The sequence below is a fragment of the Microbulbifer elongatus genome, assembly GCF_021165935.1.
In the GTDB taxonomy this organism is placed as follows: domain Bacteria; phylum Pseudomonadota; class Gammaproteobacteria; order Pseudomonadales; family Cellvibrionaceae; genus Microbulbifer; species Microbulbifer elongatus.
In genome coordinates, this window is the sequence record NZ_CP088953.1 from 2281539 (window position 1) to 2306157 (window position 24619).

Below are 24619 nucleotides of genomic sequence, written 5' to 3' on the forward strand. Positions count from 1 at the left end.
TTTTATGCGAGCGACATATGCTTGTTGACCGGCAGATCGCGGATGCGCTCGCCGCAGGCGGCATAGATCGCATTGGTGATGCTAGGAGCCACTGGCGGTACTCCTGGTTCACCGACCCCCGCGGGCGGTTGATCGGAGGTGAGCAGGTGTACATGTAACTCCGGACACTGCTGCATACGCAATAATGGGTAATCGTGGAAGTTACTGTTTTTCACGGCACCGTTTTCCATGGTGACTTCCCCCATCAGTGCCAGGCTCAAGCCAAAGATCATCGCGCCTTCCATCTGTGCATTGACGCGATCCGGGTTCACCGCGAGGCCCACGTCGGCAACGCAGTGCATTTCCGCAACCCTGAGTTTATCGCCCTGTACCTCTACCCGCGTGGCAATGCCGACGTAGGAGAGGAAACTGCGGTGCACCGCAATGCCCCAGCCTTCACCCTTGCCATTGTTGAGCGAAAAGTCCGCCTTGGCTGCGGTCTCTTTTACCACCCGTTTCAGGCGAGCAGTGTCAACCGGGCTGTCTTTCAACTTCGCGCCGTAGTTGCCGTATTTGAAGTCTCCCTGGTTGGGATTGACATGCCGGTCTTTGCCGATCAGCTCCAGCAAAAAAGCATCCGGTGCCTGCCCGCTCAGGTGCGCCAATTCATCCGCGAAGCTGCAGATACCAAAGGCGTTCTGGATATTGGCCACCGAGCGCATCCAACCGATGCGTGTATGGTATTCGGCAACGGCTGTTTCACAGGTTCTGTTGGGGATGTCGTAGGCCAGGTCGGCAAAACCGAGGCTCAGTTCACCGGCAGAGGGGCGGTCGACACCTGCAGAAAAGGTGCCACTGATGGACGGGAAGGCGGTGCGCTGGCGCCACGCGGAAACCAGCCCGTCGCTGTTGAGGCCCGCTTCAAAGTAAGCGGCGCTTGCGGCGTGGTAGTAGCTGTGCCGGATATCGTCTTCGCGGCTCCACACGACCTTGACCGGGCGCTGCATTTTGCGGGCGAGTACCGCGGCTTCCACGGCAAAATCCGGTTTGGATTTACGTCCGAAGCCGCCGCCGAGAAAAGTGACGTTTACCTTCACCTGCTCCGGTTTGAGCCCGAGGGCTTTGGCGACATTCTGCTGTGCGGATTGCGGCGTTTGCGTGCAGGCCCAGATCTCGCAGCTGTTCTCGTCAACCACGGCGGTGGCACTGGGGGGTTCCATGGCCGCGTGGGTTAGATAGGGGACAGAGTAGACCGCACTGTGGCGTCGTTCGGACTTCGCCAGCTCAGTGTCCGTATCGCCGTAAGTCGTCACGGTTTTGCCCGGTTGGGTGACCCGCTGCTTTAGAGTGTCGATATATTCTGCGCTGTTGTGCGTTTCGTGCGTACTGTCGCTCCAGCTGATTTCCAGGGCCTTGCGGCCTTGCAGAGCTGCCCAGGTATTGGTGGCCAGCACCGCGACTCCGGCGAGCGGGTGAAAAAGGGGAGGGAGTTGGCCACCATCCATGGTTTCAATCGCGACCACCCCCTTCACTGCGCGGGCTTTATCCTGTTTCACGCTGGCGACACTGCTGCCGAGAACCGGGGCCCGTTCGATACTGGCAATCAGCATATTGTCGAGCTGTACGTCTTGTCCGTACTGGCCCTTGCCCATGACCATATTCGGTGTGTCGTAGGTGGCCACTGGTTTACCGATATAGTTGAAGTCATCGCTGCTTTTCAGTTTCAGCGCGCTGGCTTCCGGCACCGGTTGCGAGGCGGCCAGTTCCGCTAGCTCACCAAAGCTGATGGATCGCCCGCTGTCCTTATGGTGGACCCGGTGCTGTAGTGCCTGGCAGCTGGCGACGGGGACAGTCCACAGCTGTGCGGCGGCGGCCTCCAGCATGTGGCGGGCGCTGGCGCCCATGGTGCGCATGGTGTGGTAGAAGTTGCGAATACTGCGCGAGCCGTCGGTGTTCTGGCTGCCGTAGCGTTTATCCGCAAGCCCCTGGACTACGTTTACCTTTTCCCAGTCCGCTTCCATTTCGTCCGCCACGATCTGTGGCAGGCCGGTACGGATACCCTGGCCCATTTCAGAGCGGTGGCAGACGATGGATACGGTATTGTCCGGGGCAACACTGACAAACAGGTTGAGTGTGTGCTCGCTATCGCTGCTACTGTTTGCATCGGCCCATACTGGTTGCGTGCCGGTAAACCCACTGCCCAGAATCAGGCCGCCGCTGCCGATACCCGCCAGTTGCAGGAACTTGCGGCGGCTGACCACGGTAATGTTGGTGTCCTGCTTACGCATGTCTGCTGCTCCCTTTTGTCTTGCTTCCTTTTGCTGGGTACGCCAGCGCGGCGCTCGCTTCGGTGGTTTTTACCGTGTCTTTGATGGCAGCCTTGATTCTTGGGTAGGTGCCGCAGCGGCACAGGTTGCCGCTCATGGCGCTGTCGATTTCCTGATCTGTCGGGTTCGGATTGTTGGCGAGCAGAGCAGCTGCCGACATCAGCTGGCCGCTCTGGCAATAACCGCACTGAGGCACATTGTGTTTGATCCACGCCTGTTGCAGTGGGTGCTCCCCAGCTTCGCCACCGAGCCCTTCGATCGTTGTGATGGTCGCACCTTTGGCGACGGATACCGGTGTCAGGCAGGCGCGCGCCGGGTTGCCGTTGATATGAATGGTGCAAGCACCGCACAGGCCCGCGCCACAACCGAATTTGGTGCCGGTCAACCGCAGTTCGTCGCGCAGTGCCCAGAGCAGTGGCATATCCTCGTCTACATCCACCTGGTGGACTGTGCCGTTGATGGTTAATTCCATAATGTGTCTCCACTATTCAGGGGTTCCGTCAGGGGCCCGGTAAATTTATTACTGGTGTTTTGCCAGCGCAGCCAGTCATCTGGCGTATCGATATCAATGGCGGCGCTGGGCATGGGTGTCTCCTGTAGGGCGCCTGTCTGAGCCTTGAGTAAGGCCTTGGCACCCTTGTCTCCCTCCAGTTTGCGCAGAGCCGGGAACTGGCTGTGCGGAAAAATGGCGGGAACACCCGGCGCGCCCTGGTAGTGCGCGCAGACCACGTTTCCTGACTCTTCCCAGTTTCGAAGCAGTTGGGCAATATGCTCGCCGGTGATCGCGACCTGATCCCCAAGCAGCAGTAATACCCCCTGGGCGGTATCCGGTATGCAGTCCATGGCGAAGCCGATACTGGAGCCCAGGCCCTTTTTCCAGTTGCGATGGTAATGAAGGTTCAGGTTGGGGACTGCCTGTTGCATAGCATTGTGCCAGGCGCCGGTGATAATGAAGGGGTTACTGAGTCCAGCCTGGCGCACCGCATCCACACGGTGCTGTAGCAACGACTTTCCTTCCTGTAATAACAGGTGTTTGCAGCTGCCAAACCTCTGTGCCGCTCCGGCAGCGAGAATGACAGTGGTCAACCCGTGGCGTGTATTGCTCATGATCATTCCTGCAGCGCCGGATTTGAGTTCATGTGCAGACGAGCCTGTGAAGAAGGGGCGGTAAGTGCTACCGCGGATTTGCGGTGCAGTACGCTGTGAATTTCCGCGCAGGTCGCCAAGGCAATACTTTCCGGTAATTCTCCCCCCAGATCCAGGCCAATGGGGGCACGCAATACGCCCCGAATCAGCTGTTGCTGTTCTTCATAAGAGAGTCCACTTTGCGCCAGCACGCGATCCCGGCGGCTGATCGGACCAAGTAGCCCCAGGTAGCGCAGTGGGGACTGGTGCAGCAGGCGTATTGCTGCGGCATCCAGGTTTAGGTTGTGGCTCATCGCCACGGCTGCGTCGATGCTGGTGAGATCCAGCTTTTCCGGCAGCGCGTCGGGATGGCAGCGGTAGCTTATGCAATTGGGAAAATAGGCGGGTCGCGCATTGGCCGGGCGCGGATCGCACAGACTGACCTGCCAGCCCTGGGCGTTGAACTGCTGTGCCATTGGCCGGGCATCAATGCCTCCGCCCACGATCAGTACGTGCGGAGCGGGGAACAGGGGGGTGTTCAGCCAAAGGTTTCCGTTGCTTTCCGCCAGAACCGGTCGTTGCGACGGAAAGCCTGACTTCTCAGCCTCGTTGTGGAGTGGTCGCAGATCGGCACAGGTTTCACCATTTGCGGGGATCAGCTGGCGGAAAACCACCGCCTGTCTTTGCTTGAGCTGGTTTCTCAGTTCCCCCAGCTGCAGGTAGTTGCTCTCCGCGGTAATAGGCTGCAGCAGTATTTCGACTTCTCCCCCGCAGCCGATGCCCAGCTGGAAGGCCACATCGTCCTCATCGCTGCCATCGTAGCGGATGGTGGCCGCTTTTCCGGTGCTCAGCGCCTTCAGCGCATGCCTTTGAATGTCAGATTCCAGACAGCCGCCGCTAAGTAGCCCGTAGTGCCGGCCGAGGTCGTCGCATAGCATCATGGAGCCCGCTTTGCGGTAACTGGGCCCGCGAGTCCGATACACAGTGCCCAGAACCCAGCCACGGCTGTCTCGGTTGCTGAACCAGAGATCCAGCAGTGTGCTCAGGTGGTTTGCAGGTGCCTCCTGGAGGTCTTGCATGGTGAGTATTCCGCGGTTTTTATTCTGAAATCAGCGGTGTATGGCGTCCCCTGCTGAGGACCGCCGTGTCAGCCGCGCCACTGTACCCTAACACGGTGCGCGGTGATTGCCTGCCCGAATCCGTCGAAGTGACGCTGTGGGCCGGCCGTCGCAAGGCATGAATTACTTGCATATAAACGTCATATGTTTATATTATTTCTACCTTGAAGATTCAAGCGTGACTTTAAGGCCTTATCTGCAAAGACCTTTAGACCTCCCGCTGTTAATAAAAATAATGTTCAGGTGGAATCAATGAATAAATTGCTTGCAGGGGTGTTCGCCTGCGTGGTCGCGAGCGCAGCCCCCGCAGTCGCTACCCCCGCGGAAGCGGGATCGGCAGCTGGTGATCGTGAAAACGTACTGATTCTGATGTTCGACGACATGCGGTTCGACACCTTTTCCTACCGCAACGGCCCCGTTTCCACGCCGAATATCGATGCCCTTGCGGAAGAAAGTGTGCGTTTCGATAACGCCATGACCACCACAGGACTGTGCTCTCCCTCACGTGCCGCCATGTTTACCGGCCGTTGGGGGCACAGAACCGGGCTGGACGATAATGTCGGCCTGTATCACTCCCGCCTCTCCGAACTTGACCTGTCTGAAGGTGGGCTGATCGCCCGCGCCAAGGAAGCGGGCTATTTCGTTGGATACGTGGGTAAGTGGCATCTGGGCCCCCAGGGGGTTCGCCTGCGCGGCGCGGACTATACCGCAGAGATCAAAGAGGCCGATTGGTCACGCAGTATGCGCCAGCTGACGCCTTATGGTATCCAGAAAAATATTGCCAGATACAAGGCCGCAGCCAATGCACCGGAAGGCGAAAAAGCGGACTATTTCAATGGTGAGAAGGTCGAGTACTTCCAGACTCTGCCTGGAACCTACGAAGACACCGGCACTTATAAAAAAGTAAAAGCGGGCCAGGACCTGCTGCGCAAAGCAGCGGAAGAAAAGCGGCCCTTTTTCGGGGTAATCAGCTTCGATCAGCCCCATCCGCCTTACCGGGTGCCGGAGCCCTATGCCAGCATGTTTGATCCGAATGCGCTGGAACTGCCGCTCAACCATTTGAGCAAGCGTGTCAACAAGCCGATGTCGCAGGATGATCCCTTTTGGCCCTGGCACGATGTCAGCCATCTGAGTGATGAAGAGTGGCTGAAAATGCGTGCTTACTACTACGGTGCCATGGCCATGATCGACCGCGCGGTCGGTGAAATACTGGAGACAGCGAAGGAAACCGGTCTCTACGAAAACCTGCATATCGTGTTTGTCGGCGATCAGGGCAGCATGTTGGGCGAGCACGGCCTGTACGACAAAGGTCCATACGCCTATGACGAACTGATGCGTATGCCACTGATGATTCGCGACCCGAATACGCAACCAAAATCCGTTACCCGCCAGGTATCCATGCTGGATATTACCCCCACCCTCGCCGAAGTAATGCAATTGCCGGAAGACGGTGTCCAGGATGGCCGCTCTCTGCGCGCGCTCATGCTAGAGGGCGATGTCGCAGATAAGGGGCGAAAAGATACCGCCCTGTACGCATACGAATGGTACAACGGCGGCTGGTTTGGTATCCGCGCATTACGTACACCAGAAATGAAATTTGTATGGAACCCAGGCGATGCCAGGGACGAGCTGTACGACCTGCGCAGAGACCCGATTGAAGTGAACAACCTGTTCGATAAGCCGGAGTATCGCGAACAGCTGTTGGCCATGGCGCGCCTGATGCGTGCAGAGTTGAAGAGAACTGACGACCCGCTGTTGTCCCGGTTTGATTTACAGATGAAAGAACTCCTCAAATAGAATTCAGGAAACAGAGGCGAGAGAAGTATGGATGTGTTGAGAATACTGGCGGTAGCGTTGTTGACTCTGGTGGCGAGTGGGGCATCTGCGGCAGCCGCGGAGAACATCGAAAAACCCAACATCGTGGTTATTCTTGCCGATGATCTGGGTTACGCAGATGTTGGCTTCAACGGTTCGAAAGATATTGTCACTCCAAATCTGGACAAGCTTGCCAATGAAGGGATGACCTTCAGTGAGGCCTATACCGCCCACCCATTTTGCGGGCCCAGCCGAGCGGCGTTGATGACCGGCCGTTACCCTCACAAGATCGGCTCCCAGTTCAATCTGCCGGTACGTGGTTCTTTTGTGGGGGTGCCCACGGAAGAAAAGTTTATCAGTAAAGTGTTGCAAGATAATGGCTACTTTACTGGAGCCGTGGGCAAATGGCACCTGGGAGAGGCGCCGGAGTTCCATCCAAATCGACGCGGCTTCGACGAGTTTTACGGCTTTCTGGGTGGTGGTCACAACTACTTTCCCGAGCTGTTCAATAAGCTATATGCCAAGCAGAAAGCACAGGGGCTCACCAATATCGATCCCTACATCAGACCGCTCGAACACAACGGAAAGGAAATAGAAGAGAACGAATACATCACCGATGCTCTGTCCCGTGAGGGCGTCAATTTTGTGCGTAAAGCCGCAGACACCGGAAAGCCGTTTTTTCTGTACATGGCCTACAACGCGCCCCATTCGCCACTGCAAGCCAAACAGGAAGATATGGCGAAGTTTCCCGGTATCAAGAACAAAGATCGCAGGACCTACGCCGGCATGGTGTACGCCATGGATCGCGGCGTTGGCGATCTGGTGGAAACACTCAAGAGCACCGGGCAGCTGGACAACACCCTGATTGTCTTCTTTAGCGATAACGGCGGTGATAAAAGATATGGTGCCAACAACAATCCGCTGAGAGAAGGGAAGGGCAGTGTATTTGAAGGCGGTTTCCGCACGCCGATGGTGATGCATTGGCCGCGACAGATTAAGGCGGGATCGCGCTTTGAGCATCCGATAAAAGCGCTGGACCTGTTCCCGACCTTTGCTGGCCTCGCCGGTGCGTCACTGGAGCCTGACAATAAGCTCGATGGAAAGAATATTTTCCCCTTCCTGAAAACCGGTGAGGCGCCCCACAAGGATGAACTGATCTTCGCACTGCGCCACCGCGGCAGCTATAGTGACGCCGCAGTGCGTCGCAATGAATGGAAGGCGGTCAAGGTAGGCGAAGACTCTCCCTGGAAGCTGTTCAATATTGAACAGGACAAAGAAGAAACGCGTGACCTTGCTGAAAAGCACCCGTTGATGCTGCGCGATATGGTGCGTGAGATGGAGGTATGGTCGTGGGATAACGCACAGCCGGGTTGGTTCCACCTTCATGATGAAGGGGCATTGTGGCGTCAACACGGAATGCCACGCTTTGATAAAACCTTTTCAATAGACTGAGCCTGCGGGTTCTTATACAGACCGGAATTAAACGCCAAGGGCCACCCAGATATGACTCGGTGGCCCTTTTTGTGTGATTTTTGTCAAGGAGCACGTGTGATGATAGCCAGGACAACTCTGGCAACAGCGCTGGTCGCTGTATGTATTGGTTCCCTGCTGGGTTGCGACCGAAACGCTGAAGATGCGAAGCTGCAAAGAGAAGGTATACGCTTTTCTCCCGTTAATACGGGGTATTTCGGTCAGCAGAAGAACCTCCGTAAATGGGGGGCGCCAGCGGTGGCAGATCTGGACCAGGACGGGTGGCCAGACGTGATCTTAAACGATCATGGTTTTGGTGTGCGGGTTTTGTGGAACAATGAAGGGGAGTTCGGTAAACCTTTTGATCTGTTGATGGGGGATTCTCACGGGGTGTCCGTAGCCGACTTCGACCTGGACGGCGCCCTGGAGGTCGTGCTTTCCCGCGGTGGCGGCTCCGGCTCGAACGCACGCAATTCCGTCATTTACCGGGTGGATGGCGAGCGCAATTTCGAACGCCTGGAAGATTTTCCCGAGCCGCTGATACATATGCGCGGTCGTACCGTACAGTTTGCAGATCTCGATCACGATGGCGCCGTGGATTTATTGAACTTCGCGTTTCCCTCCAAAGAGAAGCGTGGAGAGAGTGAGAATTACCTGTATCGCAATACACAAAATGGCACCCTTGAGTTAGCCGGCCGCTTGAATGCCAGGGTGCATGGCGATGGGCAGCGAACCCTGATTACCGATATCGACGGCGATGGTCAGCAGGATCTTTTATTGTATGGCCATGGCCCCATCTCATTGCACCGCGGCCAGGGCGGTTTTGACTTTGAGGAAGTGACGAAGCAGTGGCTACCGGCCAAATATCGGGATGTCACCAGTGCAGTAGAAATTGATTTCGACAACGACGGCGATTTCGATATTGTGCTGAGCCGGGCAAACGCGTTTGAAAGCGGTGAAACCTTTTACGATGAAGAAGCCGGGACCTGGGGATTCTACGTGCGCCGCGATAGTTTCGAATTCGACCTGGTGGCGGGTGACGTACTCAAGCTGGTCAATTACCAGAGCCCCTGGCCGCACCGGCAGATCTACATCGGCGAATCCGCCTATCAATACAAGTTCCCCGGTGAAACCCACAGCGGCAAAACCCTTGATCTGATTAACAGTGACTCCCTGGGCTGGCCCGATCATCAGGAAAAGCAGGGGTTACACGCCGGCTATATTGGCAATAGTAACTGGCGAATCGGAGGCCAAATCTGGTCTCCTACCGCGGGTGTGGTAAAGGGGTTGGCAGAGAACCCGAGCCCGCAAAGCGATAAACACAAGGATGCATTGAGCAACATCCTCCTGGAAAATCGCGATGGCAAATTCGTGGATGTTACTGCGCAGGCTGGCCTGGATGCTCCGTCTAACAGCACTGGTGTGGTAGTCGCGGATTTTGATAACGACGGCTACCAGGACCTGTTCTTCGTACAGCGTGGCAACCTGGTAACCCCCACAGAATCCAGCATCTATCGGAACAAGGGTAACAAAACCTTCGAGGTAGTGCGCAACCATCAAGTGGTCTCTCACGACTTGGGCGCCTGGGGCCTCGGTGGTGTTGCCCTGGATTTTGATCGGGACGGAAAACAGGACCTGTTGTATGCCAATGAACACGGCCAGTGGCACCTGTTCAAAAATCAGACCGGAAAGGCTGGAGAATCTCTCGTCATCGATCTGGGCGCAGGTGAGGCACCTGAGTTCACCCAGCTCGATGGCATCCTGCAGTTAAGCGCATGTGGCCAAACGCAAACCCGCCGGGTTGGTATTAGCAACGCCGGCTACGAGCGTGGTTACAACCGATATGTCTACTTTGGCTTGGCAGGCTGTTCAGAACCTGGGCAATTGACCGCTACCTGGACCAACGGGGAAACAGTAACGCAAACCCTTGAGCCGGCCGGCACCACCAAGGTGTCCCTGCTCGCAATGCATTAGCAGTGATCAGGCGGGTTTTACGATCAATATCAGGGATTTTTCGTTGCCGTTTAGCCACCCGTGGGGTGTATTCGGCTTGAAGGTAATAAAGTCCCCTGCCTGATACCGCACACCCTCGGTGCGGTTTTCTTCCGCGTCGCCGGCATACAAGGTGCCGTGGCCGCTGGCCACGAAGGCGAGCCAGGCTTCATCCGAGGTGTGGATAGGGTATTCCACCGCGCCCGGCTCGATCTCAAACTGAAACATGAAAATACCGGCATCTTCCACCGCGCGGGCTTTCCAGCCGGGCATATTTTCGTGGCTGGTGAATTCCGGGGCGTCGGTGGTTTCGATGCCGCTGGCGCCCTGGTGTTCGAACATGATGAGATGTTTGGACATGGCGTTTTCTCTCTTTATTGTTTTGCTGCGTAATAAAACGGGGGCTTATGCCCCCGTAGTGTTTATTGTCTAGTTACAATTTAAATACACTACGCGTTTTTGTAGATAGCCTTCGATGCCGTAGATGCCGTCCTCACCACCAATACCGCTGCGCTTGTGGCCAGAATGGTAGCCCTGGATATAGCCGACGATCTGTTTGTTTACGAATACGGTGCCTACTTCCAGGCGGCTGATGCCGTCCATGATTACCCGGTAGTCGTTGCTCCACAGGTAGCAGCTCAGGCCGTCGTTGCGGCAGTTTGTAATTTCCACCGCCTCATCGAACGAAGAAATTTTGACGATGGGCAGTACCGGGCCGAAAATCTCTTCGCGGGCGGCGGCCATGTCGGCGGTGACGTCTGTCAGTACCGTGGGCTGATACCAGTTGCCGTTTTCAAACTCGGCACCTTGCGGGCGCGCGCCGCCGCAGGCGAGGGTGGCGCCGGCGTTTATGGTTTCCTGCACGATGGAATCCACCCGGTCCAGCCCTTGCGCGGTAACCGCCGGGCCCATGCTGGGGTTGTCCATGGGGTTGCCCACGGTGAGGGCTTTGACTTTTTCCAGTACCTTGCGGGTGAATGCATCCGCGACCTTTTCGTGCACCAGCACCAGTTCGGCGCAGATACATACCTGGCCACAGTTGGCGTAGCGGGAAATCACTACCGCATCCACGGCCTTGTCGATGTCCGCATCGTCCAGCACGATAAAAGAGGCCTTGCCGCCCAGCTCCAGAGAGACCGCGGTGACATTTTCCGCTACTGCACGGCAGATGGCCTGGCCGGCGCGGATGCTGCCGGTAAGGGTAACCAGCTGGGTGATGGGACTTTTCACCAGGTGTTCGCCCACGGTAATACCGCTACCGCTGATGATATTGATCACGCCTTTGGGGATGCCCGCTTCTTCCACCACCTTGGCAAATTCCATGGCGGTGACCGGGGTGGCCTCATGGGGTTTGACGATCATGGTGTTGCCGGTAACCAGCGCCGGGCCAACCTTGCGGCCGATCAGTGCCAGTGGATAGTTGAAGGCACACAGGCCGACGGTAACGCCGTACGGGACTTTCTGGATCCACAGCTGTTCGCCGGCGGCGTCCGCGGGAAAAATATTGCCTTCGATACGGCGCGCGGCTTCGGCGGAATAGGAGAGGTAGTTCAGGGTATCGTCGAACTCGCCGTAGGCTTCCGCAAGGGTTTTACCCTGTTCCAGTACCAGCAGGCGGGCGAACAGGTCGCGCTTGGGTTTGAGTGTGTCGATCAGGCGCAACAGATGGCGGCCGCGCTCGATGGCGGGTAGCATTTTCCAGCTCTGCAGTGCCTGTTGCGAAGAGGCCAGGGCGGCATCGGCCTGCTCAAGGGTACAGTCCGGTACGCTGGCAAATACTTCACCGGTTGCCGGGTTTTCTACGGCGACTTTCTCTGCGCTGTCTACCCATTGCCCGTCGATAAAGCACTGGTAGTGTTGTGCGGTGTTGCTCATCATCTTCTCCATGGTGAGTGGCTTTTTCTATTTATTCGATTACTGCTTGATCGTTGCCACGATTATTGATTACACGCTTTTACTGATTGAAAGACGGTTCCCGTTTTTCCACAAATGCGCGCAGTCCTTCTTCGGCATCGGCGGTTTCATACAGGGAGTCGGCCAGTTCCGCTTCCAGGGCCAGGGCGCGATCCAGCGGCAGTGAACTGCCTTCGCGCAGGGCGCGTTTGGTGGCGGCGAGGGCACGGCCGGGGCCGCGCGCCAGTTCTTCGGCAAATTCTGTGGTGCTTTCGGCCAGCGCTTCACCGTCGTAGATGCCATCCACCAGGCCGAACTCCTGGGCCTGTGCCAGACCAAAGGTGTCGCCGGTGAGAAGAATTTCCATGGCGGCGCGGCGGCCGATACGCCGCACCAGGCGCTGGGTGCCGCCATTGCCGGGAATCAGCCCCAGTTTGATCTCCGGCAGGCCAAAGCGGTAATTGCCTTCGGCGGCGAAAATGAAGTCGCAAGCCATGGCAATTTCCAGGCCGCCGCCGAGGCAGTGGCCGGTCACCTGGGCAATATAGATCTTGCTGCTGTTTTCGATGGCATTGGCATTGGCGCGGGCCTGGGCAACCAGGGCGAGGTTCTGCTGCACCGAGTTGCTTTCAAATACTTTGATGTCGGCACCCGCGCAAAAGAACCGTTCCAGTCCGCTTTCCAGTATTACCACGCGCACAGAATCGTCCTGCTCCAGGGTGCGAATGGCATCGCCAATCTCTCGCAAAAACTCTTCCGTGTAGGCGTTTGCCGGTGCCCGCTGCAGGGTAATGCGGGCAATGCCACTGGGTGACACTGTATGCAATACACGAGAGGGCGTTGGATTTGCACTCATGACTATTTCCTTTCTCTCATTTTTGTTGTTTGTTTTTCAACGCGAGGTCGATGGCCGCCTGGTGTTGCCCCAGGTTCGGCGCGGGTTGATTACCCCATAACAGTTCGCCATCAAGCCGGATCGGGCAGCGGCTGGTGGTCAGGGGCGTGCCACTGGCCAGTGGTAGCGACTGCAGCATGTCGAGGGCGGTAAAGCCGTCGTGCTGCAGTAGTTGATCCCAGTCCAGGACTTCCGCACACCAGATATCTGCCGGTTCCAGTAATGACAGCCAGTGGCTGGTGGTCTGGGAGGGCAGGTGGTCGGCGAGTATCTGCTTGATCGCATCCCGTTCCTTGAACGCGACCCCTGGGGCTGCGTAGGGAAGTAGGGCGGGGCAGTCCAGCAGTTGCGCGAGGTCTTGTACTCGGCCCATCGACAGCGCGATGTAACCGTCCGCGGTGCGATAAAAACCGTAGGCGCCGGCGACCAGCGTGTGTGCGCCATTGACTGCGGCGCGCTCGATCTTCTGTTGCTGGTCGTGGAGCAGGATGGTGAGCGGTTCAAACTGAAAATCCAGCATGGCTTCCAGCATACTGATTTCCACATGGGCGCCTTCACCGGAAAATTCACGGGCGAAGAGTGCGGCGAGGACACCCTGCACCAGCTGTGCGCCGGTAAAAATATCCGCGACCGGAACTCCCATGGCCACGGGGCCATCGTCTTTGCTGCCGGATAGCCAGGTCAGGCCGGAAAGCGCCTGCAGCAATAGGTCCTGACCGGGGCGGTCTTTCCACGGGCCAGCGGTACCGTAGCCGGTGATTTCGCCGTACACGATGTTCGGATTGATTGCTTTTACCGCGGCGTAGTCCAGCCCCAGCCGCGCCATAACACCGGGGCGGAAGTTGGCGATCAGGATATCCGCGCGGCGGATCAATGCGTGGATGTCTTCGCGGTGTGCGGGGTTTTTGAGGTCTGCGCAGTAGCTTTCCTTGTCGCGGTTGATGGCGTGGAACAGGGTGGATTCCCCGTCCAGTACGCAATCGGACAGGTACAGGTTGCGGCAGTCGTCGCCGCCTTCGGGACGCTCGATCTTGATCACCCGTGCACCCAGGTCCGCAAGGCGCAGTGCGGCGGAGGGGCCGGACAGGAACTGGGAGAAATCCAGCACCAGTGTTCCTTTCAATGGGCCGTCTACCGGAACGTCTAGCGGTCTGTCGGAAATATTCATGCAAGGGCCTCCAGAATACGCGCGGTATCGGCACCCAGTGCCGGTGCTGCCTTGGGGCTGACAAAAGGTTGTCCGTTAATGCGAATCGGACAGCGGGTGGTGGTGACGGTAACGTTCTCGCCCGCACTATTTTGACGCTGTACCTGTAGCGGCATGGCCACCGCTTTGAAGGCCGGGTGTTGCAGTAGCTGATCGTAATCCAGTACTTCCGAGGCCCACAGTTTGTGCGCTTCCATACGCGCCAGCCAATAATCGGTGGTATTACTTTTCAGGCGTTCCGCGAGCATTTTTTTCAGCGCGTCGCGCTGGGCGAACGCCTGCTCGTCCGCCACATTTAATGCCGGGCATTCCAATGCGTTTGAGAGTGTTTCCAGGGAGCCCATGGAAATGGCAATCCACTGATCGCGGGTTTCGTAAATACCGTAGGGCGCACCGAGAAACGCGTGGGCGTTGGCCACTTCGCTGCGGCTTGGCATCTGTCGGCCGTTGTTGAGATAGGTGGTGAGTCCTTCAAACTGAAAATCCACCATGGATTCCAGCAGGCTGACTTCCACTTTTGCGCCGATGTTCTTTTTCTGGCGGCGCACCAGTGCCGCCAGAATGCCCTGGGCCAGGTGGGTGCCACAGAGCATGTCGGCGATGGCAAGCCCCAGGGGCACCGGGCCCTGATCCGCATTGCCGCTCAGCCAGCCCACACCGGAAACCGCCTGTGCCAGCAGGTCCTGTCCCGGTTTGTGTGCCCAGGGGCCGGTGTCGCCATAGCCGCTTACCTGGCCGTAAACGATGGTGGGATTGATGGCTCTGACGCTGTCAAAATCCAGTCCGATTTTTTCCATCACGCCGGGGCGGAAGTTGTGCGTCATCACATCCGCCTGCTGAATCAACTTGCGCACCTGTTCGAGGTCTTCGGCGCTTTTCAGGTTTGCACAAAAGGATTCTTTGTTGCGGTTGATGGTGTGGAACAACAGGCTGTCCCCGTCCACCCATAAATCTTTGGTGGCGAGGCTGCGGCAGGCATCGCCGCTGCCGGGGCGTTCGACTTTGATGACCCGCGCACCCAGGTCTGCCAGTCGCAGGCCCGCGTAGGGGCCTGCCAGGTACTGGCTGAATTCGAGAACGGTTATGCCCTTGAGAGGTTGCAGCATGAATTATCCCTGGTGTGACTTTACGTACAGCTGATTGAGTTGTTGCAGCAGGGTTTCCGCATCGCCACCGTGCATCAGGTAGTTGCGAATGGGCGCACCGGAATTGTCCTGGAAGAACATATGCCCATGATAGCGTGGGCGTAGGAAGGCCCGGTCGAGCGTGGGCAGGGTGTTGGTGAAGTAGTTGTTGGTCAGATGATTGGCTGACTCACTGGTCCAGGCTTTGCGGTGCCCTGGCTGTCCGCCGTACTGGATGTAGAAGGAGGCCTGCAGCTCCGGGTTGCCGGCAAACTCTACGAATTGTGCGGCTACTTCCGCGTGCTTGGAATGTGCTGAAATGGCGAGGCCGGTCCCGCCCAGGGTGGTTTTCAGGTGTTCACCTTTGGGGCCTGCAGTCACGGTATCGCGGAATTCCAGCAACTTGCGCGCATAGCCGGGTTGCGCGTAATTGGCATAGCCGTAAGCGAAGGGGCAGTAGGCGAAGTCGTCGCTGCGGGTCATGGCCTCGTACACCTTGATCGGGTTCCAGTCGAAGCAGCGGCGATCCAGATTGTCGGATAGCGCCTTCAGCATGCCCAGGGCTTCGATACCCACCGCTTTGCTCACCACTTCTTCTTCGCCCACACAGGGATCTTCACCCATGGCGGAGCACAACATGTAGAAGTTCATCAGGGTGTCCTGGGGAATACTGGGCACCGCCACCAGGCCTTTTTCCGCCAGTGCCATCAGGTCTTCCCAGGTTCGGGGTTCTTCCAGCCCATTTTCTTGCAGCAGGTCCGGGCGCAAAGACGCTACCGGGGTGGCCGCGTCCAGTGCCAAAGCCCACTGCTGGCCATCGTAGTGATAGGAAGTGTGGGAGTGCCCCACGGCGTTATCTGCCTGGTCCTTCAGGAAGGCGGAGGACAGGTGCTCGTCCAGGGGCAGGATGACCTTTTCCCGTGCGGCAAAACCAGTCCAGGGGTGGTCGATCACCAGCAGGTCGTAGCGGCTGGCGAGGTCATCGATGGGGTGGTCGGCAAAGGCCTGCAGCGAACGCTTGTCCCACTGGATGGTGACATTTGGGTTCAGTTCTTCAAAGCGCTGGGCCGCGGCCACCATGGGGGTAAAGCCACGGGTATGGTTCCAGGTCATGCCGCGCAGGACGATGGGTTCCGCCGCCTGCTGCATTGGGGCGCCTTGCTTCTCTTGGTCGTTGTCGGAGCTGCTCATAGTTTTCTCTCGATTTTCTCCATAGTGTCTCTGGAGTGTCTCGCTGTGCGAGGCGCGGGCGCTGGTCCGGGATTGGGGGCACCCGCAGGTTGGCGGCTCATCAGGATTGTGTTTTTATATTTGAAATTGTTGTTCAAGTATAAAAATCGTTTTTTGGTGGTGTCAACCTGTGCTTAAATGCGCAGACATACCAAACCGATAAATTGGATGGGTCAGGGGGAAGCGGTGCCCGAGAAAGTGAGCGAAAAGGCCGGCAGCCAGAAGAATGGCAATGGCGCGAATAAATACGCGGTGCCCGCGCTGGATAAGGCGCTGGAAATACTGGAGTTTCTCGCCGCGGAATCGCTGCCGCTGTCCCAGTCGGATATTGCCCAGGGGATCGGGCGTACCAATAGTGAGATCTTCCGGGTGCTGGTTGGCCTGGAGTCCCGGGGTTATCTGCTGCGGGATGAGGTGTCCGGTAAATACCGGGTGTCTCTCAAGCTGCTGGAGCTGACCCGTACCCTGTCGCCAGTATCGCAATTGCGCTTTGCGGCGCAGCCGGAGATGGAGGCGCTGGCGGCGCGTCTGGGCCAGTCCTGTCACCTGAGTGTGATCCACCAGGGGCAGCTGATGGTGGTGCTGCAGGTGCAGAGCCCCGGGCCGGTTTCCCTGTCGTTCAATGAGGGTACGCTTTTCCCGTTGCTGCAGACCGTTTCCGGGCGGGTGTTGGTGGCGAACTGTGAGGCTGGGCGCCGCGCCGGCCTTCTGGCTAAAACCACTGTCCAGGAAGGTGTGGCCGAGCTCGAACAGTCTTTGCTGTCGGTGCGCGATCAGGGGTTTGAACTGCGGGCCAGTGAATTGACCGATGGCGTCACTGATTGCGCAGCTCTGGTAGGGCAGCCGGATGGGGCGACCATTGCCGCACTGGCGGTATCCAGCCTGACATCGGTAGTGGGTAAAAAGCTGGAGCGGGAAGAGCTGGTGCGGGCAGTGCGGGAATCTGCCGCGCGGATCAATGCGTCGCTTGGCCTCTGATCGGGGCGGTGAGACAACTATAAGAAATAAAAAAACGCCCCTGAAAAGGGGCGTTGAAGCGAGAGAAATGCTTGCATTGCGGTACAAGCAAAGGTCACGAAGAGTCAATCGCAACTGACAAGGTGCACCGGATTCCATCACTTAGACAGTCCCCGGTGTAAGAGAGAAATCGTTCAGGCGCCTGGGGAACCTCTGATCAAGTCCGTAATGCCTCAGCGTGACCTGAAGGCAGTAGCTGTTAGGCGCAGCTTGCAGTGAATGGCTGGCCCTTTACAAGAGCTGCAACGCAGCAGATGCTGTCTTCAGGTCGCGCCCTGCGGGGCTTTCAGAGCGATCCACACTCTGCGTTGTGACTTCTTGAAAGGTCTAGACATTCCTGCGAAGCCACGCCTTGATTGTGAACCGCTCCGAAAGCCTGAGGCATCACGGACTTGATCAGAGGTTCCCTAGTGCTTTGGCGCGGTTGGCCGCGTCCACCATGATGCGCGCCTTGTCCGCGATCTGGCTGGCATTGTCGCCGGCGGCGTAAATATTGGAGCCGAGGCCGAATCCGCGGGCACCGGCTTTCCAGTACGCTTCCATATTGGTATCGGTGATGCCGCCCACTGCCAGGGTGAGGATATCTTTCGGGACCACCGCACCCAGGGATTCCAGGTACCGGGCCGGGAAGTCCGCCACCGGGAACATTTTCAACACCCGGGCACCGGCCTTGAGCGCGCTGAAGGCTTCGGTCGGGGTGAGGCAGCCAGGAACAGAGATCAGATCCCGGTCGATAGTGGCCCGAATGATTTCCGGGTCGCAGTTTGGCGAAACAATGATCTTTCCGCCTGCATTTTGTACACTTCGCGCCTGTTCCGGTGTGAGTACAGTGCCGGCGCCACAGATGGTGGTTTCGCCGAAATCGTCCATGATCTGGGCCAGCCGCTCGATGCTCTTTAGGGGCTCTACCGGTGAGTTCAGTGGGATCTCGATAGCGCGTACACCCGCTTCCAGCAGGGTATTGGCGACCATATCGATCTCGTCCGGTGTCACGCCACGAATAATGGCGATCAGCGGGCAGGCCTCCAGGGCCTGATGAAACTGTTGGCTCAGCATCTGGTCTTCCTGTGCTGTTTTCTGTTTATTCCCGATGACGGGACAGGATGGATGCAGTATAAAGGGACTCAGGAATATTTGTATATAGTTAATTGTTAACAAAAATGGATTGGGGTTGTATGATGGGCCAACATCAGGTGGTGGCCGACCGTGCAACCAGAAGATACCTGAAGGTACCCCTGAAGAGGGTGGCAGGTATCAGCGGTCGGAGTACCCATAACAATAAAGAGGGTTATCCGATGAGAGGATTCCAATTGACCGCCTTCAAATTTGCCGCGATCGTGGCATTTGGCGGTTTCATCTTTGGACTGGATGCGGCGCTGATCTCCGGCACCGTGCGTTTTATTACTGCCGAATTTACCCTGTCCGACTTGCAGGTGGGGACCGTGGTCAGTGCGCCCGGTTTCGGGGTGATTTTTGCGTTGATGGTCACCGGGCGGATTTGTGACGCTTGGGGCCGTAAATCGGCGCTGCTGATTATCGCCGCTCTTTATCTTCTTTCTGCCGTTGGCTCGGTGCTCGCCCCCAATTTTGAGATGTTGGTGGCGGCGCGCTTCCTCGGTGGCCTTGCGTTTACCTCCCTGTCTCTCGCCTCCATGTATATCGGCGAGATCGCCCCGGCCAATATGCGCGGCAAGCTGGTCTCCATGAACCAGATCACTACCGTAGTGGGGCTGTCGGCGGCGTACTTTGCCAACTACCTGATTCTGCAGGCGTCCAACGCGGACGCCGCCTGGGTGGGCGCGCTTGGGATCGATCAGTACACCTGGCGCTGGATGCTCGGAGTGGAAGTGATTCCGGCGCTGATCTGGCTGTTGATGTTGCTGGCCATTCCCGAGAGCCCGCGCTGGCTGGTGCTGAAAGGGCGCCTGGACGATGCCCGCGCCGTGATGGGTAAGTTGATCCCCGCAGGCCATATCGAACCGCAGATTCAGGAAATCCAGGAGAGCGCTGCGGCCGCACCCACCGGCAGCTTCCGCCAGCAGGTGGCGGAGATTTTCAAACCGCGTCTGCGCACCGCCTTCTGGGTTGGCCTGGTGATCGCCATCGCCCAGCCGATTACCGGTATCAACGCCATCATGTTCTACGCGCCCACGGTGTTTGAGCAGGTGGGTATCGGCACCAATGCCGCCTTTATGCAGGCAGTGATCGTCGGCGTAGTGAGCGTGATGTTTACCGTGCTGGCGCTGCTGCTGATTGATCGTCTTGGGCGCCGCCCACTGGTGCTGTTCGGCCTCGCCTGGGGTGGTGTCAGCCTATTTCTGTGCAGCTGGGCGTTCAGTCAGGCCAGCTATGAATTGACTGCGGCTTCGCTACAGGCGCTGGCGAATGCGAATATTGATGTGTCTGGCTTGCAGGCCTTGGTCGGCACTGCCTTTGAGAGCGATGTGGCCTTCAAGCAGGCCATGTATCAGGCGCTCGGCGAAGCGACGGCGCGGGCCAACGAGGGCGCGCTGATCCAGAACGCCATCCAGATCAACGCCAAGTTGGTATTGATGGGCATCATGTGTTTTATCGCCGCGTTTAACCTGTCCATTGGGCCGGTGATGTGGGTGCTCTTCTCGGAAATTTTCCCCACCCATGTTCGCGGTGTGGCGATTCCATTCTTTGCACTGATTGTGAGTACCGTCAGTTACTTCGTGCAGCAGTTTTTCCCCTGGCAGCTGAACAATATGGGTGCGACGGAAATCTTCTTGTTCTACGCCGCCTGTATCAGCGTAAGCCTTGCACTGCTGTTCCGTCTGCTGCCGGAAACCAAAAACAAATCCATCGAAGAAATCGAAGCGACCATGGTGCGCGCCTGAGCGCGCATTGGTGGACCGTTCAAGAAAGTGAGAAGTCTTCATGTCTAAAGCCTTGCTGGATCAGAAGGTTGTTATCGTCACCGGTGCCGCTGCAGGCATCGGTTGGGGTATTGCACAGGTGTGTGCCGAGGCGGGAGCCAAGGTGGTACTGGCGGATATCAATGATGCGAGTAACCGGGTGGAAACCCTGCGCGATCGTGGTTTTGAGAGCGCCTATTTTCCGCTGAATGTGGGGGACGCTTCCGCCATTGCGCCGTTTATCGACGAGGTCTTCGAAAAGTTCGGGCGCATCGATGGCCTGGTGAATAACGCCGGCGTCACCATCGAGGGGGACTTTCTCGAGTTCGATCTGGACAAGCTGAATTGCCTTTGGGAAGTGAATCAGCGCTCGGTATTTCTGTTGTGCCAGGCGGCGGCGCGCCGCATGCAGGCGGGGGCGACCATTGTCAATATTGCCTCCAACCACGCCGGCGCCAGCGTGGCGGGCTACGAGATGTATGCCGCCACCAAGGGCGCGATTGTCGCCATGACCCGCGCCATGGCCTGGAGCCTTGGCAAAAAAGGAATTCGCGTAAATAGCCTGTGCCCGGGCCTGACCAAGACCGAAGCGGTGGCGAAGGTCGCCGATGACAACCCGGCTCTGGCGGCGTCTTTTAACCAGATGCACGCGGACAACAAATACAACACCGTTGAGGAAGTCGGCCACATCGCCGCCTTCCTGTTGTCGCCCTGCTCCGGCGCCATGACCGGCTCCAATATCACCGCAGACCACGGCCTCAGTGCCAGCCTCTGTCCCACCGACGATCTGAAATGAGCGGAGTGCGAGCATGAAGATTAGCGATATCAAGGTTTACCCGGCCTGGGTTGGTCACCGCAATCTGTGTCTGGTGAAGGTGGAAACCGATGAGGGAATCTATGGCTGGGGCGAGTCCGGTTTATCCAGTCGCGAGCTGGCGGTGGCCGGTGCGGTAAAACATTTCCGCGAGTTTCTGATTGGCCGTGATGCACGCAACATTGGCGCCCTGTGGCAAGAGATGTACCGCAGCCAGTATTTCGAAGGTGGCCGGGTGCTTACCGCAGCTATTTCTGCTATCGACATCGCCCTGTGGGATATTGCCGGCAAGGCGCTGAACGTGCCGACCTATCAATTGCTTGGCGGCAAGCAGCGCAACGAAATTCCGCTGTTCGTTACCTCCACCAAACCCATGGGACAGGCGCTGCTGGATGACTTCCGTGCACTGCGGGAGCAGGGCTGGGAAGTGATTCGTGCAACCACAGGCGAACACGGTTTGCCCACCGAGCCCACCACGTTTGATGTGCGCAAATCCATTGCCGCCGCAGCCGGCAGCCTGAAGGAAATCCGTCAGGAGCTGGGGGAAGAGCTGGTACTGGGTATCGACTATCACCACCGCCTCTCCGTTGCCGAAACCGCGAGTTTCTGCCAGAAGCTGGGGGAGGGCGTGCTCGATTTTCTCGAAGAGCCAATCCGCGATCAGTCGGTTACCGCGTATCAGGGCCTGCGCAAACTGGTGAATGTGCCCTTTGCCATCGGTGAAGAGTTCGCCAGTAAGTGGGATTTTATGCCCTATATCGAAAGCGATCTCACCAACTTTGCCCGCATCGACGTGTGCAACGTGGGTGGACTGACCGAGGCGATGAAAGTAGCGGCCATGGCGGAAAGCCACTACATCGACATTATGCCCCACGACCCACTGGGCCCGGTGTGTACCGCTGCCACCATTCAGATGTGCGCGGCGGTGCCAAATCTTTCCTGGTGTGAGATTGCGCCTTACGACAGCAACAAATCCGATCACGACAAGTATTTCATCAACCGCCCGAAAGAAGTGAATCGGGTGTATCCGGTGGGCGATGCGCCGGGCATCGGCATCGATGTGAATGAGGAAATGATTGCCGAGCAGTCGTTCAAATTCTGGGAAGCCCCGCGGCTGTACAAGCCAGACGGCAGCTACACCAACTGGTAAGAAATTCTTTCAAGACTATGCGTCAGGCAACCAATAATTAAAACGAGTACTACGATGGACACAAAGCGATTTCCCAAATCCCTAATGCGCTCAGCACTGAGCCTCGCGATCACTGCGGCCACTCTGGGTGCTCTGGCGGCCTGTTCTGGCGAGCAGAAAGGTGGCGAGACTGCGGCCAATGTGACAGCCGCGTCCGATTCCAATCTGCTGGCTCAGGACCTTTTGCTGGAAGGCTTCGATCAGGGCGGTATTCCTGCTTCTGTACAGGTAAACAATGGCACCGCCAACCTGGTAGATGACGGTGCTGGTGGTAAAGCGCTACAAGTGAAGTTGAAACTGGCCGACAACAATAATGCCGGCCTTGTAATCCAGCCCGCGGAGGCCTGGGACTGGAGCGAGTTCTCGGACTTTAACCTGGCATTCGATGTGGCCAACCACGGTGCCGAGTCGGTGCAGATTGATGTCACCATGGCGGATAAGAACGGCGATTTCTATACCCGCGGCCTGGTCGTGCCGGCGGATGGTACCGCGCGTACTTACTATGCCAAGCTGCACGGACACGATCAGGAAGACCCCAAGGCGGCGGCACAGAACGAATTCAATTTCGCTTCCGGCCTGCGTTCCAATCCGCCCACCTGGCAGTCCGACGACATTATGCTGCACTCCTTCTGGGGCAAAAAACTGTTGGACCTTTCGGGTATTACCCAGATTTCCTTCGGTACTGATGGCAGCCTGAGCGATCGCCAATACACCATTGACAACCTGCGCCTGCGGGCCAATCCGGCGATGGACGAAAACTTCCTTACCGGACTGCTGGACAAATACGGCCAGAACGCCAAGGTGGATTACGAAGGCAAGATCCACTCCGATGAAGAACTGAAAAAAGTCGTCGAGGAAGAGCTGGCCAGCTTGTCCGGCAAACCCAACGCCGACCGCTCAAAATTCAGCGGTTGGAAAAATGGACCGCAACTGGAAGCCACTGGCTATTTCCGTACCGAAAAAGTCAACGGTAAGTGGGCTATCGTCGACCCGGAAGGATACCTGTATTTCTCCACTGGTATCGACATCATCCGTTTGTCCAATTCTTCCACCATTACCGGCTACGACTACGACCAGGAATTGATTCCGAAGCGCAGCGCGGATGAGGTGATTGCGGAAGACGATCAGCCTTTGAACCGTGTCGACGAGAAAGCCTGGGCGACCCGCGAGCTGATCTCGGAAACCCGCGCGAAAATGTTTAACTGGCTGCCCGGTTATGATGATGAACTGGGGAATCACTACGGCTACCGGCGTGAGACACAATCGGGGCCGCTCAAGCACGGTGAGACGTTCAGTTTCTACAGTGCCAACCTGGAGCGTCGCTATGGCGAGACATATCCGGAATCCTATCTGGATACCTGGCAGAAGGTCACTGTCGACCGCATGCTGGACTGGGGGTTCACTTCGTTGGGCAACTGGGCCGCGGAACCCTTTTATGAGCAGGAGCGGATTCCGTATGTCGCTTTCGCGGACATTATTGGTGAGTTCGGTACTCTCAGTAGCGGTTTCGATTTCTGGCATCCGGTACCTGATCCCTACGACCCTCGTTTCTATCAGCGCTCGGTAGTGGCGGCAAAGTCGGTCAGCGAGCAGGTTGAAAACAGTCCCTGGTGTATGGGGGTGTTTTTTGACAACGAGCAGAGTTTTGGTCGACTGGAAAGCGACGAACTTCACTACGGTATCGTGATCAATACGCTGACACGGGATGCAGCAGACACTCCAGCCAAGGGTGCCTTCACCAAGGTATTGCGAGAGAAGTACGGCACCATAGAAGCCTTGAATAAGGCCTGGAACAAAGAGGTGAAGTCCTGGGAAGCCTTTGAGAAGGACATGGACTCGAGCCTCACGACCGATGCGCAGCGCGAAGATTACGCGACTCTGCTGTTTGAATACGGCAATCAGTACTTCGGCACTATTCGCAAGGCGATGAAGTCGGTGATGCCGAATCACCTGTATCTCGGCTCCCGTCTGCCAAGCTGGGGTATGCCTCCGGAGATTGTGAAGGCGGCGGGCAAGAACGTGGATATCATCAGCTATAACCTCTACGAGGAGGGGCTGGTGCCATCCAAGTGGGAGTTCCTGGCAGAGATCGACAAGCCGAGCCTGATTGGTGAGTTCAGCTTCGGCTCGGACGATCAGGGCCACTTCCACCCGGGGATCGTAATCTCTGCGGACCAGAAAGACCGCGGCCGTATGTTCAAGAACTATATGCACTCGTTTATCGACAACCCCTGGTTTGTGGGTGTGCATATGTTCCAGTACATGGACTCCCCAATTACTGGCCGCGCCTATGACGGCGAGAACTACGCGAATGGGTTTGTGTCGGTAGCGGATGTTCCCTACGTGGAGCTGGTCAAGGCGGCCAAGGAAGTCCATGAGGATCTGTACGAGCGCCGCTTTGGCGATGTGAAGCCTGTCGAGTGATTTTTCGAGCGCTGTAGAAAGTTCGGTGGCGGCGACGCTGCCGGGTAGGGCTTCCCAGGACGCGCCGTGAACCCATCCATGGGGGCTTTTCCACGGGTCCCTCTCGCGGAAGGTCCTGGAA

19 protein-coding genes are annotated in these 24619 nt (G+C 57.4%); 8 read left to right on the forward strand and 11 right to left on the reverse strand.

Annotation, left to right across the window (positions count from 1 at the left end):
* Nucleotides 1–2: 2 nt before the first annotated feature.
* Genes LRR79_RS09240 through LRR79_RS09255 form a run of 4 tightly spaced genes read right to left on the reverse strand, consistent with a single transcriptional unit; the run spans nt 3 to nt 4510 of the window.
* A complete protein-coding gene (locus tag LRR79_RS09240) occupies nt 3–2267 on the reverse strand; it encodes a xanthine dehydrogenase family protein molybdopterin-binding subunit (RefSeq protein ID WP_231756937.1) in 2265 nt (754 codons plus the stop codon).
* Nucleotides 2260–2781: a (2Fe-2S)-binding protein gene (locus LRR79_RS09245; protein WP_231760010.1), complete on the reverse strand. Its 522-nt coding sequence runs from the start codon at nt 2779–2781 to the stop codon at nt 2260–2262. The genes LRR79_RS09240 and LRR79_RS09245 overlap by 8 nt, the downstream gene beginning before the upstream one ends.
* On the reverse strand, nt 2769–3413 hold the full coding sequence (locus LRR79_RS09250; RefSeq protein ID WP_231756938.1) for a nucleotidyltransferase family protein: 645 nt from the start codon (nt 3411–3413) through the stop codon (nt 2769–2771). The genes LRR79_RS09245 and LRR79_RS09250 overlap by 13 nt, the downstream gene beginning before the upstream one ends.
* 2 nt (nt 3414–3415) lie before the next feature.
* Entirely contained in the window at nt 3416–4510 is a 1095-nt protein-coding gene (locus LRR79_RS09255; protein ID WP_231756939.1) for an XdhC family protein, read from the reverse strand.
* 291 nt (nt 4511–4801) lie between these two features.
* On the opposite strand from LRR79_RS09255, the gene LRR79_RS09260 reads away from it, so the two are divergent.
* From LRR79_RS09260 to LRR79_RS09270, 3 genes are all read left to right on the forward strand, one after another.
* The gene (locus LRR79_RS09260; RefSeq protein WP_231756940.1) at nt 4802–6346 is read left to right on the forward strand and encodes a sulfatase-like hydrolase/transferase; all 1545 of its coding nucleotides are present in this window, start codon (nt 4802–4804) and stop codon (nt 6344–6346) included.
* 27 nt (nt 6347–6373) lie between these two features.
* Nucleotides 6374–7816, forward strand: a complete 1443-nt coding sequence (locus LRR79_RS09265; RefSeq protein ID WP_231756941.1) for a sulfatase-like hydrolase/transferase — start codon at nt 6374–6376, stop codon at nt 7814–7816.
* A gap of 99 nt (nt 7817–7915) precedes the next feature.
* Nucleotides 7916–9808 carry an FG-GAP repeat domain-containing protein gene (locus tag LRR79_RS09270; RefSeq protein ID WP_269455067.1) on the forward strand — a complete coding sequence of 631 codons (1893 nt, stop codon included), beginning with the start codon at nt 7916–7918 and terminating at the stop codon, nt 9806–9808.
* A gap of 6 nt (nt 9809–9814) precedes the next feature.
* Here the strand turns inward: LRR79_RS09270 and LRR79_RS09275 are convergent, their stop codons facing one another.
* The 6 genes from LRR79_RS09275 to LRR79_RS09300 form a co-directional block, all read right to left on the reverse strand.
* A complete protein-coding gene (locus LRR79_RS09275; RefSeq protein WP_231756943.1) occupies nt 9815–10186 on the reverse strand; it encodes a cupin domain-containing protein in 372 nt (123 codons plus the stop codon).
* 69 nt (nt 10187–10255) lie between these two features.
* The gene (locus LRR79_RS09280) at nt 10256–11713 is read right to left on the reverse strand and encodes an aldehyde dehydrogenase family protein (RefSeq protein ID WP_231756944.1); all 1458 of its coding nucleotides are present in this window, start codon (nt 11711–11713) and stop codon (nt 10256–10258) included.
* A 67-nt stretch (nt 11714–11780) separates the two neighbouring features.
* Entirely contained in the window at nt 11781–12575 is a 795-nt protein-coding gene (locus tag LRR79_RS09285) for an enoyl-CoA hydratase/isomerase family protein (RefSeq protein ID WP_231756945.1), read from the reverse strand.
* Between the two features lie 16 nt (nt 12576–12591).
* Nucleotides 12592–13782, reverse strand: coding sequence for a CaiB/BaiF CoA transferase family protein (locus tag LRR79_RS09290; RefSeq protein ID WP_231756946.1), 1191 nt, complete (start codon nt 13780–13782; stop codon nt 12592–12594).
* Nucleotides 13779–14927 (reverse strand): CaiB/BaiF CoA transferase family protein, encoded by a 1149-nt coding sequence (locus LRR79_RS09295; RefSeq protein ID WP_231756947.1) that lies wholly within the window; start codon nt 14925–14927, stop codon nt 13779–13781. Before LRR79_RS09295 ends, LRR79_RS09290 begins: the two co-directional genes overlap by 4 nt.
* A 3-nt stretch (nt 14928–14930) precedes the next feature.
* Nucleotides 14931–16136, reverse strand: coding sequence for an ABC transporter substrate-binding protein (locus LRR79_RS09300; protein ID WP_231756948.1), 1206 nt, complete (start codon nt 16134–16136; stop codon nt 14931–14933).
* 225 nt (nt 16137–16361) lie between these two features.
* Here LRR79_RS09300 and LRR79_RS09305 point away from each other — a divergent pair, with 225 nt between their 5' ends.
* On the forward strand, nt 16362–17153 hold the full coding sequence (locus LRR79_RS09305; RefSeq protein ID WP_231756949.1) for an IclR family transcriptional regulator: 792 nt from the start codon (nt 16362–16364) through the stop codon (nt 17151–17153).
* 435 nt (nt 17154–17588) lie between these two features.
* On the opposite strand, the gene LRR79_RS09310 is transcribed toward LRR79_RS09305, so the two are convergent.
* On the reverse strand, nt 17589–18248 hold the full coding sequence (locus LRR79_RS09310; RefSeq protein ID WP_231756950.1) for a 2-dehydro-3-deoxy-6-phosphogalactonate aldolase: 660 nt from the start codon (nt 18246–18248) through the stop codon (nt 17589–17591).
* Nucleotides 18249–18502: 254 nt separating this feature from the next.
* Here LRR79_RS09310 and LRR79_RS09315 point away from each other — a divergent pair, with 254 nt between their 5' ends.
* The 4 genes from LRR79_RS09315 to LRR79_RS09330 are packed head-to-tail and all read left to right on the forward strand — an operon-like array spanning nt 18503 to nt 24498.
* Nucleotides 18503–20053 (forward strand): MFS transporter, encoded by a 1551-nt coding sequence (locus tag LRR79_RS09315; protein ID WP_231756951.1) that lies wholly within the window; start codon nt 18503–18505, stop codon nt 20051–20053.
* Nucleotides 20054–20093: 40 nt separating this feature from the next.
* A complete protein-coding gene (locus tag LRR79_RS09320; protein ID WP_231756952.1) occupies nt 20094–20867 on the forward strand; it encodes an SDR family NAD(P)-dependent oxidoreductase in 774 nt (257 codons plus the stop codon).
* Nucleotides 20868–20880: 13 nt separating this feature from the next.
* A complete protein-coding gene (locus tag LRR79_RS09325; RefSeq protein ID WP_231756953.1) occupies nt 20881–22035 on the forward strand; it encodes a mandelate racemase/muconate lactonizing enzyme family protein in 1155 nt (384 codons plus the stop codon).
* A gap of 54 nt (nt 22036–22089) precedes the next feature.
* The gene (locus LRR79_RS09330) at nt 22090–24498 is read left to right on the forward strand and encodes a beta-galactosidase (RefSeq protein ID WP_231756954.1); all 2409 of its coding nucleotides are present in this window, start codon (nt 22090–22092) and stop codon (nt 24496–24498) included.
* Nucleotides 24499–24619: the final 121 nt, after the last annotated feature.